At 70.3% G+C, this 14,325-nt stretch carries 15 protein-coding genes; 9 read left to right on the top strand and 6 right to left on the bottom strand.

From position 1 onward, the window contains the following. The first annotated feature begins 150 nt into the window (after positions 1 to 150). The 3 genes from ACIP4Z_RS10625 to ACIP4Z_RS10635 all read left to right on the top strand — a co-directional run bounded on the left by ACIP4Z_RS10625 (position 151) and on the right by ACIP4Z_RS10635 (position 3,082). The gene (locus tag ACIP4Z_RS10625; protein WP_355347247.1) at positions 151 to 324 is read left to right on the top strand and encodes a DUF6104 family protein; all 174 of its coding nucleotides are present in this window, start codon (positions 151 to 153) and stop codon (positions 322 to 324) included. A 918-nt stretch (positions 325 to 1,242) separates the two neighbouring features. Further along, the gene (locus ACIP4Z_RS10630; protein WP_391044403.1) at positions 1,243 to 2,091 is read left to right on the top strand and encodes a DUF4097 family beta strand repeat-containing protein; all 849 of its coding nucleotides are present in this window, start codon (positions 1,243 to 1,245) and stop codon (positions 2,089 to 2,091) included. Position 2,092: 1 nt separating this feature from the next. Next, positions 2,093 to 3,082, top strand: a complete 990-nt coding sequence (locus tag ACIP4Z_RS10635) for a helix-turn-helix transcriptional regulator (RefSeq protein WP_401306451.1) — start codon at positions 2,093 to 2,095, stop codon at positions 3,080 to 3,082. 10 nt (positions 3,083 to 3,092) lie between these two features. On the opposite strand, the gene ACIP4Z_RS10640 is transcribed toward ACIP4Z_RS10635, so the two are convergent. Together ACIP4Z_RS10640 and ACIP4Z_RS10645 are read right to left on the bottom strand one after the other, a co-directional pair. Then, positions 3,093 to 4,055, bottom strand: a complete 963-nt coding sequence (locus ACIP4Z_RS10640; protein ID WP_391044398.1) for a zinc-binding dehydrogenase — start codon at positions 4,053 to 4,055, stop codon at positions 3,093 to 3,095. Positions 4,056 to 4,132: 77 nt separating this feature from the next. Next, the gene (locus ACIP4Z_RS10645) at positions 4,133 to 5,395 is read right to left on the bottom strand and encodes an NADP-dependent malic enzyme (protein ID WP_401306454.1); all 1,263 of its coding nucleotides are present in this window, start codon (positions 5,393 to 5,395) and stop codon (positions 4,133 to 4,135) included. A 405-nt stretch (positions 5,396 to 5,800) separates the two neighbouring features. On the opposite strand from ACIP4Z_RS10645, the gene ACIP4Z_RS10650 reads away from it, so the two are divergent. From ACIP4Z_RS10650 to ACIP4Z_RS10660, 3 genes are all read left to right on the top strand, one after another. Next, complete coding sequence (locus tag ACIP4Z_RS10650; protein ID WP_355347262.1) at positions 5,801 to 6,772, top strand: ABC transporter substrate-binding protein; 972 nt, start codon at positions 5,801 to 5,803, stop codon at positions 6,770 to 6,772. Between the two features lie 94 nt (positions 6,773 to 6,866). Continuing rightward, complete coding sequence (locus ACIP4Z_RS10655) at positions 6,867 to 7,775, top strand: amino acid ABC transporter permease (protein WP_355347404.1); 909 nt, start codon at positions 6,867 to 6,869, stop codon at positions 7,773 to 7,775. Then, the gene (locus ACIP4Z_RS10660) at positions 7,775 to 8,542 is read left to right on the top strand and encodes an amino acid ABC transporter ATP-binding protein (RefSeq protein WP_355347265.1); all 768 of its coding nucleotides are present in this window, start codon (positions 7,775 to 7,777) and stop codon (positions 8,540 to 8,542) included. The genes ACIP4Z_RS10655 and ACIP4Z_RS10660 overlap by 1 nt, the downstream gene beginning before the upstream one ends. Before the next feature lie 86 nt (positions 8,543 to 8,628). Here ACIP4Z_RS10660 and ACIP4Z_RS10665 read toward each other — a convergent pair whose 3' ends face one another. After that, the gene (locus ACIP4Z_RS10665) at positions 8,629 to 9,387 is read right to left on the bottom strand and encodes a methyltransferase domain-containing protein (protein WP_391044393.1); all 759 of its coding nucleotides are present in this window, start codon (positions 9,385 to 9,387) and stop codon (positions 8,629 to 8,631) included. Positions 9,388 to 9,465: 78 nt separating this feature from the next. On the opposite strand from ACIP4Z_RS10665, the gene ACIP4Z_RS10670 reads away from it, so the two are divergent. Further along, positions 9,466 to 10,098: a CGNR zinc finger domain-containing protein gene (locus tag ACIP4Z_RS10670; RefSeq protein ID WP_401306459.1), complete on the top strand. Its 633-nt coding sequence runs from the start codon at positions 9,466 to 9,468 to the stop codon at positions 10,096 to 10,098. Here the strand turns inward: ACIP4Z_RS10670 and sodX are convergent. Continuing rightward, positions 10,002 to 10,427: a nickel-type superoxide dismutase maturation protease gene (sodX, locus tag ACIP4Z_RS10675; RefSeq protein WP_355347270.1), complete on the bottom strand. Its 426-nt coding sequence runs from the start codon at positions 10,425 to 10,427 to the stop codon at positions 10,002 to 10,004. The two genes, ACIP4Z_RS10670 and sodX, sit on opposite strands and share 97 nt — an antisense overlap. 140 nt (positions 10,428 to 10,567) lie before the next feature. On the opposite strand from sodX, the gene sodN reads away from it, so the two are divergent. Beyond that, complete coding sequence (gene sodN, locus ACIP4Z_RS10680; RefSeq protein ID WP_355347273.1) at positions 10,568 to 10,963, top strand: superoxide dismutase, Ni; 396 nt, start codon at positions 10,568 to 10,570, stop codon at positions 10,961 to 10,963. A 248-nt stretch (positions 10,964 to 11,211) separates the two neighbouring features. Here the strand turns inward: sodN and trxA are convergent, their stop codons facing one another. Both trxA and ACIP4Z_RS10690 read right to left on the bottom strand, forming a co-directional pair. Continuing rightward, positions 11,212 to 11,547 carry a thioredoxin gene (gene trxA, locus ACIP4Z_RS10685; protein ID WP_355347276.1) on the bottom strand — a complete coding sequence of 112 codons (336 nt, stop codon included), beginning with the start codon at positions 11,545 to 11,547 and terminating at the stop codon, positions 11,212 to 11,214. Further along, positions 11,544 to 11,972: a MerR family transcriptional regulator gene (locus ACIP4Z_RS10690; RefSeq protein WP_355347279.1), complete on the bottom strand. Its 429-nt coding sequence runs from the start codon at positions 11,970 to 11,972 to the stop codon at positions 11,544 to 11,546. Before ACIP4Z_RS10690 ends, trxA begins: the two co-directional genes overlap by 4 nt. Positions 11,973 to 12,223: 251 nt before the next feature. On the opposite strand from ACIP4Z_RS10690, the gene ACIP4Z_RS10695 reads away from it, so the two are divergent. Next, a complete protein-coding gene (locus ACIP4Z_RS10695; RefSeq protein WP_401306464.1) occupies positions 12,224 to 14,248 on the top strand; it encodes an N-acetylmuramoyl-L-alanine amidase in 2,025 nt (674 codons plus the stop codon). The last annotated feature ends 77 nt before the right edge of the window (positions 14,249 to 14,325 follow it).

Consider the following 14,325-nt stretch of genomic DNA (forward strand, 5'->3'; position numbering starts at 1 on the left):
CCAGTGACTGATCGTCTCCGAAGGCTAGCCCGCGGCCAGGACCGGCGCGAGGACCTTCGGACATACTCCCTATCCTTGCGGTGTACGTCCCGTCTCGTCCCTCCCGTTCTTCCCCGTCCACCACCGTCCCACCCCGTTCCGGAGCAGATCTTGTACTTCACCGACCGCGGCATCGAGGAGCTCGCCACCCGGCGCGGCGAGGAGGAAGTCTCTTTCGACTGGCTGGCCGAGCGCTTGCGCGAATTCGTGGACCTCAACCCTGAGTTCGAGATTCCGACCGAGCGGTTGGCGACGTGGCTGGCGCGGCTCGACGACGAGGACTAGCCTCCGGCTCGGTCCTTGGTCTTTGTCTTTGTCTTTGTCTTTGCCCGCCCGCCCACCCGTGCGGGTGCTTTGTCGTCTGCGGGTGCCGCCTGTGCCTGGGTCGGTGCCGGTCCGGGGCACCTCCTCGAAATGCGGCTACCTGGTCTCCTGTATCCGGCACCCTCCCTGTCACCGCATTTCTGCGGGGGCACCCCGGCCCGTCCCCTCCCGGTACGTCGGCGTCCGCCTGTCCGGTGGGGGTTGCCGGGAGGGGGATTCTTTCGGCGAGCCGCCCTGCGCCGGTGCCCCCCTCCCAGTGAGTCGGAATGCTCGGGCCCTTCCTCCAAGAGCCCAACAAAGCCCCTGCCCACCCCGCCGGAAGGCCGGGGCGCGCAGGGCCCAGACTCCCACCCACCCCCCTTCGCCCACCCGGCCGGACGGTCGGGCGCGCAGGGCCCGGGCTCCCACCCCCGTCACCTACCCCGCCGGAAGGTCGGGGCGCGCAGGGGCTGAGCTCCCACCCACCCCCTCCACCACCACAGGGGACCGTCAGCCGCCGACGTACCCGACCCCACCCACCCCCCTCCGCAACCCCCACCGGCAGGCGGACGCCGACGCACCCGAGCCCACCCACCCCCCTCCACCACCCCCACCGGACAGGCGGACGCCGACGAGCGAGGAGGGGACGGGCCGGGGTGCCCCCGCAGAAATACGTTGACGGCCGGGTACCGGATTCGCGAAGGCCAGGTGATACGGATTTCGAGGAGGTGCCCCGGCCCGGCACCGACCAGGCACAAGCGGCACCCGCAGACGGAGAAAGCACCCGCACGGGTGGGCGGGCGGGAAAAAGACACCACTTGACTTGTGAGCCACGCGATATATCGTGAATGCACGAGACGCGATATGTTGCGTCCCAAGGCGCACCCGAGGAGGGGCACGATGAGCGGCATGTCGTCGGACCGGACCGTGGCGGAGCCGGAAAAGTTCGTGTTCGAGGAGCCCGTCGACACCCTCTGCGTGCGCATCGTCAACGGCGCCGTGAACGTCGTCGGCACCGAGGACGGCCCCGCACGGGTCGAGGTCACCGAGATCGACGGCCCGCCGCTGAAGGTGTACCACCGCGGCGGCACCCTCACCGTGACCTACGACGACCTGCCGTGGAAGGGCTTCCTGAAGTGGCTCGACCCCAAGGGCTGGCAGCGTCACGCGGTCGTGACGCTCGCCGTCCCGCAGCACACCAAGGTCGAAGTGGGAGTCGTCGGCGCCGGCGCCGTGATCTCCGGGATCGCCGGGGAGACCAGCGTCCAGGGGGTCAACGGGGACACGACCCTCGTCGGCCTCAGTGGCCCGGTGCGGGCCAACACGGTCGCGGGTAGCGTCGAGGCCCAGTCCGTCTCCGGCAGCCTGCGGATCAACACCGTCTCCGGTGACCTCACCGTGGTCGAGGGCAGCGGCGCCGAGGTGAAAGCGGATTCCGTGAGCGGCAACATGGTGCTCGACCTCGATCCGTCCGCGGGGGCGGACGTCCGGCTCACCAGCGTCTCCGGCGAGATCGCCATCCGTATCCCGGAACCGGGCGACGCGGAGGTCGACGCCAACACCACCAGCGGCCATGTCTCCTGCGCCTTCGACGAATTGCGCGTCACCGGGCAGTGGGGGGCCAAGCGCATCACCGGCCGGATCGGTTCCGGCGGGGCGCGCCTGAGAGCCACCACCGTCTCCGGCGCCATCGCCCTGCTGCGCAGGCCGCCGCTGGAGGACGCGCCCTCGTTCCGGAAGGACATCTGACATGGCGCCCGTCTTCGCCCACGGCCGACTCCGGCTCTACCTGCTCAAGCTGCTGGACGAGTCGCCCCGGCACGGCTACGAGGTGATCCGGCTGTTGGAAGAGCGTTTCCAGGGGCTGTACGCGCCCTCCGCGGGCACCGTCTACCCGCGGCTGGCGAAACTGGAGAAGGAGGGCCTGGTCACGCACTCCACCGAGGGCGGCCGCAAGGTCTACGCCCTCACCGACGCGGGCCGCGGCGAGCTGTCCGACCGCGCCGACGAGATCGCGGGCCTGGAGGCGGAGATCCGCGAGTCCGTCTCCACGCTGGCCGCCGAGATCCGCGAGGACGTCCGGGGCGCCGCCGGTGATCTGCGCCGCGAGGTGCGCGCCGCCGCGCAGGAGGCGCGTACGCCCCCGTCGCCCAAGCACGAGTGGCGCGAGCAGGCCGCGCGCGCCAAGGAGGAGAGCCGCCGGGCCAAGGAGGAGGCGCGCGACGCCCGCCGCCAGGCCAAGGCCGCGCGCGAGGAGGTCGAGCGGATCGCCCGCCAGGTCCAGGAGCAGGTGCAGTCGCACGTACGCTCCGGCGACTGGCAGGCGGGGCTGCGCGACGGTCTCGCCGAACTCACCAAGGAGCTGGGCCGGTTCGGCAAGGGCATGGACGTACCGACCACGCCCTGGGGCGCGCCCGGTACGCCCCCGGTCTGGGCCGACGCCACGGCCGAGCCCGCCCAGGAGACGGAGAAGGAGACGGAGAAGGAGACGGAGAGGGAAGGGGACACGTCGGCGACGTCGGACGCGGACACGGAAGCGCCCGAGCCCGCGGACGACGACACCCCGCCGTCCGCCGACCCCTTCCGCGACCTCGAACGCCTGCTGGACCGCTTCCGCGACGACATCCGCGACTCGGCCCGCGACCTGGGCGTCAACGACACCCAACTGCGCGAGGTGAGGCGCCACTTGTCCGCCGCGGCGGCGCACATCGCGGCGGCCCTGCACCTCCCGCCCACGTAACGCGGGCCGCTTACACGGTCAGCACGACCTTTCCGAACAGCTCCCCGGCGGCGAGCCGTTCGAAGCCCTCGCGGGCGCGGTCCAGCGGCAGTACGGAGTCGATCACCGGCCGAATGCCGCTGGCCGCGCAGAAGGCCAGCAGGTCCCGCAGCTCCTCCTTGGAGCCCATGGTCGAACCGACCACCTTCAGCTCCAGGAAGAAGATCCGGTTCAGCTCGGCGGCGGCCGGATTCTGCCCGCTGGTGGCGCCGGAGATGACGAGCGTGCCGCCGGGCCGCAGCGACTTGACCGAGTGCGACCAGGTCGCCGCCCCGACGGTCTCGATGACGGCGTCCACCCGCTCCGGCAGCCGCGCGCCCGATTCGTACACCGCGTGCGCGCCCAGTTCGAGCGCGCGTTCCCGCTTGGCCGCGTCCCGGCTGGTGGCGTGCACCCGCAGCCCGGCGGCGCGGGCCAGCACGATCGCGGCGGTGGCGACACCGCCGCCCGCGCCCTGCACGAGGACCGCGTCGCCCGGCCGTACCCCGGCGTTGGTGAAGAGCATGCGGTACGCGGTCAGCCACGCGGTCGGCAGGCAGGCCGCCTCCTCGAAGGAGAGTTCCTTCGGCTTGGGCAGCACATTCCAGGCCGGTACGGAGACCCGTTCTGCGAAGGTGCCCTGGTAGTGCTCGGTGAGGATGGAGCGGCGCTCGGTGGGGCCGACCCCGTGACCGGTCTGGCCGATCACGGAGTGCAGCACCACCTCGTTGCCGTCCTCGTCGATCCCGGCGGCGTCGCAGCCGAGGATCATCGGCAGGCTCTCCCGGCCGAGGCCCACCCCGCGCAGCGACCACAGGTCGTGGTGGTTGAGCGAGGCGGCCTTGACCGTGACGGTGGTCCAGCCGGGGCGCTCCGACGGCTCCGGCCGCTCCCCCAACTCCAACCCGCTCAACGGCTTGTCGGCGTCAATACGTGCGGCGTATGCGGCATACATGCCGTCGACCCTACGGTCGGTCCCGGCGCCCGAGGAACCGCCACGGCATGTGACGCTCCGCGCACCCCGGGCCGCGGTCAGCGGCGCGCCACCCCTTCCGCCCGCGCGGCGGCGGCGACGGCCGCGGTCACGGCGGGGGCGACCCGCGGGTCGAAGGGCGACGGGATGACGCACTGCGGCGAGAGTTCGTCGGCGACGACGGCGGCCAGCGCCTCGGCGGCGGCGATCTTCATCCCCTCGGTGATGGCCGAGGCGCGCACCTGGAGGGCGCCCGCGAAGATCCCGGGGAAGGCGAGCACATTGTTGATCTGGTTCGGGAAGTCGCTGCGCCCGGTCGCCACGACCGCCGCGTACTTGTGCGCGACGTCCGGGTGGATCTCCGGCGTGGGGTTGGCCATCGCGAAGACGAACGCGCCACGGGCCATCGTGGCGACCGCGGACTCCGGGACCGTACCGCCGGAGACCCCGATGAAGACGTCGGCGCCGTCCAGCGCGGCCTCCAACGGCCCGGTGAGACCCGCCTTGTTCGTATACGAGGCCAGCTCGCGCTTGACCGGGTTCAGGTCGTCGCGTCCGGCGTGCACGATGCCCTTGCGGTCGGTGACGGCGACGTCGCCGATGCCCGCCTCGACGAGGATCTTGGCGATGGCGACCCCGGCCGCGCCCGCGCCGGAGATGACCGCGCGCAGGTCGCCGAGGGTACGGCCGGTGAGCGTGCAGGAGTTGCGCAGCGCGGCGAGGGTGACGACGGCGGTGCCGTGCTGGTCGTCGTGGAAGACCGGGATGTCCAGCCGCTCCTGGAGCTTGCGCTCGATCTCGAAGCAGCGGGGGGCGGAGATGTCCTCCAGGTTGACGCCGCCGAAGGACGGGGCGAGCCGGACCACGGTCTCCACGATCTCGTCCACGCCGGTGCAGGCCAGCGCGATCGGCACGGCGTCGACGCCGCCGAACTGCTTGAAGAGGATGGCCTTGCCCTCCATGACCGGCAGGGACGCCTCGGGGCCGATGTCGCCCAGGCCCAGCACCGCGGTGCCGTCGGTGACGACCGCGACGACCTGGGACTTCCAGGTGTAGTCGTGCACCAGCTCCGGCTTGTTCGCGATGGCGGTGCAGACCTCGGCGACACCGGGTGTGTACGCGAGCGACAAGTCGTCGGCGTCGCGGACCGGCACGGTCGAGGTGACCTCCATCTTGCCGCCGCGGTGCAGGGCGAAGACCGGATCGATGGGGAACGCGTCGTCCGTACCGCTCATGCCGTCCGCACGGTCGGCGCCGTCCGCACTGTCCGCCCTGTCCGTACTGTCCGCATCGGTCCGGGGATTGACGATCTCCGCTGCCACTTTTTGACCCCTTTGTCTGAATGATGAATGAGGGTACTCCGCCCGAAGGGGGTGGAGGTGGGCTCGGCGTCCGCGTCACCAGGTACGAGTGAGCAAGGTGACGGCCGACGCCAGGCGCGCCGCACGCACGCCATGGGCCCCGGATGAGGGGTGAGGACCCGTTCTACCGGAAGTCGGTTCCGGCGACGAGTGGGAATTGATCGGCATGGCCTCCGCGTGGTCCGGCCTTGGTGTGCCGGCCTGGTGGAGGCCCGGGGATCGCCCGTTATCCGATTTTGACACAACGGGAACCCTGCCCGGGGGTGTCCGGATGGCAAGATGCACAGATCACACACGGTGGCGGTACTCGATGGCGTGTGCCATGTCCACTGCACGACCCCCTCACTTCCGCAGGAGGACACAGCGATGACCGCATGTACGACCCGGCGTTCGGCCGCTCTCACTCGTCTCACCGCGGTCGCCGCCATAGCGGTCGCCGGCACTCTGGTACTGACCGGATGCGGCGACCAGACCAAGAAGGACAAGCCCGCGAACACCGTCACCCCTAGTGGGACGGGGTCCTCGGCGACCTCGGCGGTCGCCCCGCTCTTCTCGAAGCTCCCCCAGAAGTACCAGGACTCCAAGACGATCAAGGTCGGCACGGACGCCTCCTACGCGCCGATGGAGCAGACCGAGAACGGCAAGATCGTCGGCATCGACCCGGACATCGCGGACGCGCTGGCCAAGCAGCTCGGCGTCACCTTCACGTTCACCAACGGCAAGTTCGACGGCCTGATCACCTCCATCTACACCGGCCGCTCGGACATCGTGATGTCCGCTATGAGCGACACGAAGGCCCGCCAGGGCGGTCTGGACGACAAGGGCAAGAAGATCGGCAAGGGCGTCGACTTCGTCGACTACTACACCTCCGGTTCCTCCCTGCTGGTGAAGAAGGGCAACCCGAAGGGCGTCAAGTCCCTGGCCGACGTGTGCGGGCAGACCGTGGCCGTCCAGCGCGGCACGATCTACGACGACGCGTTCGAGGCCCAGAAGAAGGAGTGCGGCTCCAAGGGTCTGACGATCCAGAAGTTCGACACCGACTCCGAGGCGCAGACCCGGGTGAAGGCGGGCGGCGCGGTCGCCGACCTCAACGACACGCCGGTGGCCGCGTACATCGCGCAGAAGTCCGGCAACGGCAACGACTTCGAGGTCGCGGGCTCCCCCGCCGACGCCGGTCCGTTCGGCATCGCGGTCAGCAAGGACAACACGCAGCTCAGGGACGCGCTGAAGGCGGCCATGGACGCGATCATCGCGGACGGCACCTACGCGCAGGTGCTGCAGAAGTGGAACGCGAGCAGCGGCGCCATCGCGTCGGCCGCGATCAACGGCGGTTCCTGACGTGGCATCGGGCACACCGACCCCCTTCGAGAAACCGTCGGGCGACACCCCGCCGCAGGACGCCCCGCCCCGGAACGGGGCGCCGCGGGACCCGCTGCGGAAGGACACACGGCCGGCCACGCCGTACGAGGCCATCCGCGCGGTCCCGGTACGGCACTACGGGCGCTGGGTCAGCGCCGTCGTGGTGGTCGTGCTGCTGGGGTGGCTGGTCTACGCGTTCTCGCAGGGTGATGTCATCTGGGGCACGGTCGGGGACAAGGTCTTCGACCAGCAGGTGCTCAAGGGTCTGTGGCACACCGTCCTGATCAGTGTGTGCTCGATGGCGCTCGGCCTGGTGCTGGGCGTGCTCTTCGCGGTCATGCGGCTGTCGAAGAACCCGGTGACGGGGGCGGTGTCCTGGCTGTACATCTGGTTCTTCCGGGGCACCCCGGTGTACGTGCAGCTCCTGATGTGGTTCAACCTGTCGCTGATCTTCCCGGTGATCAACCTCGGGCCGATCTACAAGAACGACACCGTCGCCGTCATGACCCCCTTCGTGGCCGCCCTGCTGGGCCTCGGCCTCAACGAGGGCGCGTACATGGCGGAGATCGTGCGGGCCGGCATCCAGTCGGTGGACGAGGGCCAGACCGAGGCGGCGCACGCGCTCGGCATGACCGGCGGCAGGACCATGCGGCGGATCGTGCTGCCGCAGGCGATGCGCGTGATCATCCCGCCGACCGGCAACGAGTTCATCAACATGCTGAAGACCTCCTCGCTGGTGTCGGTGGTGCAGTACACCGAAGTGCTGCGCGCCACCTCCGACATCGGGTCCGACTCCGGCGCCGTGATGGAGATGCTGTTCGTGGCCTCCGTCTGGTACCTGGTGCTGACCAGCGTGTTCAGCGTCGGCCAGTTCTATCTGGAACGGCGTTACGCGCGTGGCTCGCTGCGGAGTCTGCCGCTCACGCCGTGGCAGAAGGTCATGTCCAACCTGTCCACCCTGCGCCGACCGAAGGTGGCCTGATGAGCGTCCAGCCGATGGTGAAGTCGGAGGCCGTCCACAAGTCGTTCGGCGCCGCGCACATTCTCAAGGGCATCGACCTGGAGGTCGCGCCCCGCGAGGTGTTCTGTCTGATCGGTCCCTCCGGTTCCGGCAAGTCCACCTTCCTGCGGTGCATCAACCACCTGGAACAGATCAACGCCGGGCGGCTGTGGGTCGACGGCGAACTGGTCGGCTACCGGCAGCAGGGCGACCGGCTGCACGAGTTGCGGGACCGCGAGGTCGCGGCCAAGCGCCGGGACATCGGGATGGTCTTCCAGCGGTTCAATCTCTTCCCGCACATGACGGCGATCGAGAACGTCATGGAGGGTCCGGTCCAGGTCAAGCGGGAGCCCAAGGCGGTGGCGCGGGAGCGCGCCGTACGGCTGCTCGACCGGGTCGGCCTCGGCGACAAGGCGGCGAACTACCCGTCGCAGCTCTCCGGCGGGCAGCAGCAGCGGGTGGCCATCGCGCGGGCGCTGGCCATGGAGCCGAAGCTGATGCTGTTCGACGAGCCGACGTCGGCGCTCGACCCGGAGCTGGTCGGCGACGTCCTCGACGTGATGCGGGGGCTGGCCGAGGACGGCATGACGATGATCGTGGTCACGCACGAGATGGGGTTCGCCCGTGAGGTGGGCGACGCTCTGGTCTTCATGGACGACGGTGTCGTCGTCGAGTCGGGTCATCCCCGGGAGGTGCTGGGCAATCCGCAGCACGAGCGCACGAGGGCCTTTCTATCAAAGGTACTGTGACGCGACGCGGGAACACAAGGGGGTACGGGCCTCGGGCCCGTACCCCCTCCGTCGTACGCCCGGCGTCAACTCCCGCGCGATCAGGGCTACTTGAGGCCGAGCACGAGGGCGTCGCTGGGCGAACTCCACACGCCCCGGGCCTCGGAGAAGCCCGCCTCGCGCAGTGTGCGCGCGTGCCATTCGAGCGGCGGGGTGTCGCCGTCGGCGTGCTCGCCGTAGATCTCGAACCGCCTGGCGGTGGGCTCGGCGAGCACCGGGTCGGCGGCGGCGAGCTGCCACCACTGGCTCCAGTCCAGGGCGCCCTCGGCCTTGGCCCGGTCCATCCGGGCGTGCCGCTGCGCGCGGTCGGCCGCGTTGAGGACGGGGGTCGCCGGGTCCGGCATGTGGTCGGCGTTGAGGAAGACCCCGCCCTCGCGCACGAGTCCGGCGAGCTGCCCGTACAGCGTCCGGAGCGCGTCGCTGTGCAGCCAGTGCAGCGCGGTCGCGGTGAGCACGGCGTCGTACGAGTCGTGCGGCAGCTTCTCGGTCCAGCGCGGGTCCTTGAGGTCGGCGGTCACGAGGGTGACCCTGTCGTCCCCGGCGAAGGAACCGGCCGCGATGGCGAGCAGCGCGGGGTCCAGGTCGACGCCGGTGCTCCTGGCCGCCGGGAACCTCCGGAGCAGCCGGTCCGTGATACTTCCGGTACCGCACGCGAGGTCCAGCACCCTGGGCGCGGTGCCGACCAGTGCCTCGACCATGTCCAGCATCACCCGAAAGCGTTCCTCGCGGTCGGGCATGTACCACTCCTGCTGGCGGTCCCAGCTCCGCTGCCAGTCCTGCCAGACACTCTCCGTCGCCACAGCCACACCAGCCTCCGTTTCGTAATACCCTGATAGCCCGTTCAGCCATTACCGAGACTAGACCGCCCCCAGTAAGGACCACAAGTGGAACTGGCTTATTACTCGGAATACGCCGTGCGCCTCGTGAACACCGAGGAGCCCAAGCGCGGCACGGACGCGCTGACCTCGGTCGAGGCCGTACGGGAGTTGATCGGCGCCGGTACGCAGGCCGCCGCGCGGGCGGTCGACGCCGATGTGGCCCGGCTGCGGGCGGTACGTATCCGGCTGCGCGGGATCTTCGAGGCCGCCGACGAGGGCGACGAGGTCCGGGCGGTGGACCTGCTCAACGCGCTGATGCTGGAGTTCCCGGTCAGCCCGCAGATCTCCGGGCACGACTATCCGGACGACGCCACGGGACGCCCCGACTGGCACATGCACCTCGCCGACCACGCGGCGAACGCCGGCGCGTCGTACTCGGCCACCGCCTGCATGGGCCTGGCCGTCCAGCTCACCACGCTCGGCGTCGACCGGCTCGGCATCTGCGAGGCCGCGCCGTGCCGCAACGCGTACGTGGACACGTCGACCAACCGCTCCCGGCGCTACTGCTCCGACCGGTGCGCCACCCGCGCCAACGTCGCGGCCTACCGGGCCCGCAAGCGCCTGGAGAACGACCGGTCGGGCCGCAGCAGCCGCACGCAGGACGCCGCCCAGGAGGCCGCCCCCGCCACCGACCGCTGAACCTCGCCCGGTGGCCGGAACCGGCCCCGCGCACGCGCCATGACCAGCTCGTCGGGCACCGCGCCGAACTCCCGGCTGTCGTTCTCGACGAACGTGTTGTCGCCCAGCACCCACCAGCCGCCCTCGCGCCGCTCCACGGCACGCTTGACGATCAGCAGGTCCTGCTGCAACGGGTGCCGCAGCACCACCACGTCGCCCTCACGCACCTGCTCGGCGCCACTGGCGATCCGCTGGATCAGCAGCCAGTCCCCGTGCAGCAGCGTGGGTGCCATCGACGGACCAGTGACCTCGACCAACTGCCACGACAGCCTGGCCCCCTGCTCCCGCATCCTGCGCCTCCTGGTTCGTTCCTCCACCGACCCCAGAGTGGCACCAGACTTTTGTCCTAAGCCACCTGGGGCACCCGAGAAAACGACTCTCCCAGGGAGTAATCTCCCACGTGGAAAGACGATCACGAGGAAGGACAGCCATGTTCACTCGCCTGTTCGCGCCCAAGGTCAAGGTCAGCGCCCACTGCGACCTGCCCTGCGGCGTATACGACCCTGCCCAGGCCCGCATCGAGGCCGAGTCCGTCAAGGCGGTCCAGGAGAAGTACCAGGCCAACGAGGACGCGGACTTCCGCACCCGTGCCGTTCTGATCAAGGAGCAGCGCGCGGAGCTGGCCAAGCACCACGTCTCGGTGCTCTGGAGCGACTACTTCAAGCCCCCGCACTTCGAGAAGTACCCGGAGCTGCACCAGCTCGTCAACGACACCCTCAAGGCGCTCAGCGCGGCGAAGGCGTCGAACGACCCGGCGACCGGGCAGAAGGCCCTGGACTACATCGCCCAGATCGACAAGATCTTCTGGGAGACCAAGCAGGCCTGACCCCCCGGTTCACCCCGGAGCGTCAACCGCCCGCGCCCGGCCGTCACCCATACGGCCGAGCGCGGGCGTTTTTCTAGTCCCCGTCATCATTCAAGAATGTGGCGTGCGCCACAGCGATGGGCTGTCACATCGTGCCGTCCGGCGCACTCTTATGTAGCGCCGGAGGAAACCGGCACGATCACAGAACGTCCCCGTCCGTCAGGTCCCCCGTACCGGCGGACGGGGGCTTTTTGTCTCGGGGCGCCCGCTCACAGGACGTCGGCCAGCTCCTGGAGCAGCCGCCGCTTGGGGCGCGCGCCGACCAGCACCTTGACCGGCTCGCCCGCGCGGAACAGCAGCAGCGTGGGCATCGACATCACGCCGTACGCGGCCTGGGTCGCCGGATTGGTGTCGACGTCGAGCTGGACGATCCGCAGCCGGTGCGACTCCTCGGCGGCGATCTCGGCCAGCACCGGGGCGATCATCCGGCACGGCGGGCACCAGTCGGCGGTGAAGTCGACCAGGACGGGCAGGTCGGAGCCGAGCACCTCGGCGGCGAAGGTCGCGTCGGTGACGGCGGGGACGGATGTGGCGGTACTGGTCATGGTGAATCCCTTTCACTGACGGACAGTTCGCACATCGGCTCGGGGGCGTTCCCCACCCCGCCCGGCCCGGCCTCCAGCTCCGCGCGGGCGAGCTGGGCGGCGACCTGGGCCCGTACCTCCTGGAGCCGGTCGACGACCGCGTCCAGCTCGGCGAGCTTGCGCCGGTAGACCTCCAGCGAGGCGGCGCAGGTGTCCCCCGCCGGGTGCCCGGCGCGCAGGCAGTCCACGAACGGCCGGGTCTCCTCCAGGCCGAAGCCGAAGTCCTGGAGCACCCGGATCTGCTCCAGCAGCCGCAGATGCTCCTCGTCGTACGACCGGTACCCGTTGCCCGACCGGTCGGCCGGCGGCAGCAGGCCCAGGGACTCGTAGTAGCGGAGGGTCCGGGTGGTGGTGCCCGCCCGTTCCGCGAGTTCGCCGATGCGCATACGGACGACGTTAGACCTTGACGTACGCGTCAAGGCCAGGACGATTTCCGGCCGCGCTGGCAAAAAGTTCCAAGATTTACGTCCAGGTGGTTGCTTACTGCCAGTCCGGCTCGACAGGCTGCGCGGAGCAGGTTCTTGACGTACCCCCGACAGTTTTGCCCCGCACACCCCCGCACACCCCCGCACACGCCCCCGAACACCCCCGGACGACAGCCCCACCACGCAGACCCACGCACACGCGAGGAGCACGGATGCACCGCCCGCTCAGACAACCGCGCAGCCGCAGAACCCTCACCGTGGCCGCCGCGCTCTCCCTGCTGGCCGGCCTCTCGGTGACCGCCGTCACCACGACCTCCGCCACGGCGGACGACCCGCGGACCGCCCGGCAGGCGGAATTCACCGCGGCGGCCCACGAGTTCGGCGTACCGCTGCCCGTACTGGAAGCCGTGTCCTTCTACGAGACCCGGTGGGAGGCACACGCCGGGCAGTCCAACGCCGAGGCCGGATACGGCCCGATGAACCTGACGAACCTCACCGCCGGGGACCTCGACGCGGACGGCCTGACCACCCAGTCGCCGCGCTACGCCGACCTGTTGAAGGCCCCGGCCGAGCACACCGCCGCCGTCGCGGCCGGACTCCTCGGCACCGACACCGCCGCCGTGCAGAGCGACGAGACCCTGAACATCCGCGGCGGCGCCGCGCTGCTCGCCTCGTACGCCAAGGGCTACGGCCACGGCAGGCTGCCGCGTGACATCGACGGCTGGTACGCCGCCGCCGCCCGCTACAGCCAGTCGACCGAGAACAAGGTCGCGCAGACCTTCGCCGACGGCGTGTGGGACACGATGCGCGCCGGCGCGACCCGCACCACGCAGGACGGCCAGCACATCACCCTCGCGCCGACCGGGCACCTGCGCCCGAACCGCGACGACGTGCGCAAGCTGGGCCTGAAGGAGGTCACTCCGCCCAAGAGCTCTCGGAAGCCGGAGTGCCCCACGTCGCTGAACTGCGACTTCATACCCGGCGCGTACACCCTGCTCGACCCGTCGGACCTGGCGGACTACGGCAGCCACGACCTCGCCGACCGCCCCCACGGCAACCTCGACGTCCGCTACATCACGCTGCACAGCACCGACGAGACGTACGACGGCACGCTCGACCTCTTCCGCGACCCGACCTACGCGGCGGGCGCGCACTACGTCGTCCGCTCGCAGGACGGCCACGTCACGCAGATGATCCCCACCAAGGACATCGCGTGGGACAGCGCGAACCGCTCCTTCTACCAGCACTCGATCGGCATCGAGCAGGAGGGCTGGGCGACGCACGGCGCGAGCTGGTACAGCGAGAACCTGTACCGCTCCACCGCCCGGCTCGTGCGCTACCTCGCGGCGAAGTACGACATCCCGCTGGACCGCGCGCACATCCTCGGCCACGACAACATCCCCGGCGGCACCGAGAGCGGCGTCGCCACCCAGCACTGGGACCCCGGACCCGGCTGGGACTGGGAGCACTTCTTCGACCTGCTCGGCGCGCCGATCCGCGCGACCGCCAAGCCGGGCAGCGCCGTCGTCGCCATCAAGCCGGGCTACGCGCGCAACAAGCAGACCACCACGTACTGCGACGACGTGCAGGGCTACAAGCAGTTCCCCGGCCCGTACCGCGCCTTCGACTGCCCGGTGACGTCCACCGACACGCCGTCGAGCTTCGTACCGCTCCACACCGCGCCCAGCACGAGCGCGCCGCTGGTCGCCGACCCGTATCTGCACCCGGACGGCAGCGCGGGCACCACCGCGATGAACGACTGGGGCGACAAGGCACCGGCCGGTGAGCAGTACGTCGTCGCCGAGCGCAGGCCCGGCTGGACCGCGATCTGGTGGGGCGGCACCGAGGCCTGGCTCCAGGACTCCGCGCAACACCCGGCCACCGTCCCGGTGAAGGCGTCCCGCATCGTCCCCAAGGCCGGGAAGACCTCGATCCCCGTCTACACCACGGCCTACCCCGAAGCCTCCGTCTACCCGCCGGACTTCGTGGCCTTCGAGGGCGGCGTCGCCCCCCGTGCCCAGCTCGCCCGCGCCAAATACACCATCCCGGCCGGCCAGTCCTACGTCTCCGCCGGCCCCGCCGAGTACACCGACTCCTACTTCGCCATCTACTACGACGGCTCCGCCCCCTACGACCAGCACGATTTCGTCGGCACGACCAAGGTGTACGAGATCGTCTACAACCACCGCGTCGCCTTCGTGAACGCGGCCGACGTCGACGTCATCCCGGCCCACTAGCTTGGCTTGCAGCCCGCCATGTCCGAGCGCGCCGTTCCCCGTCCGGGCAGGCCGGCTTCTTCCGGGGCGCGGAGAAC

It is taken from the genome of Streptomyces sp. NPDC088910 (assembly GCF_044749865.1).
GTDB lineage: Bacteria > Actinomycetota > Actinomycetes > Streptomycetales > Streptomycetaceae > Actinacidiphila.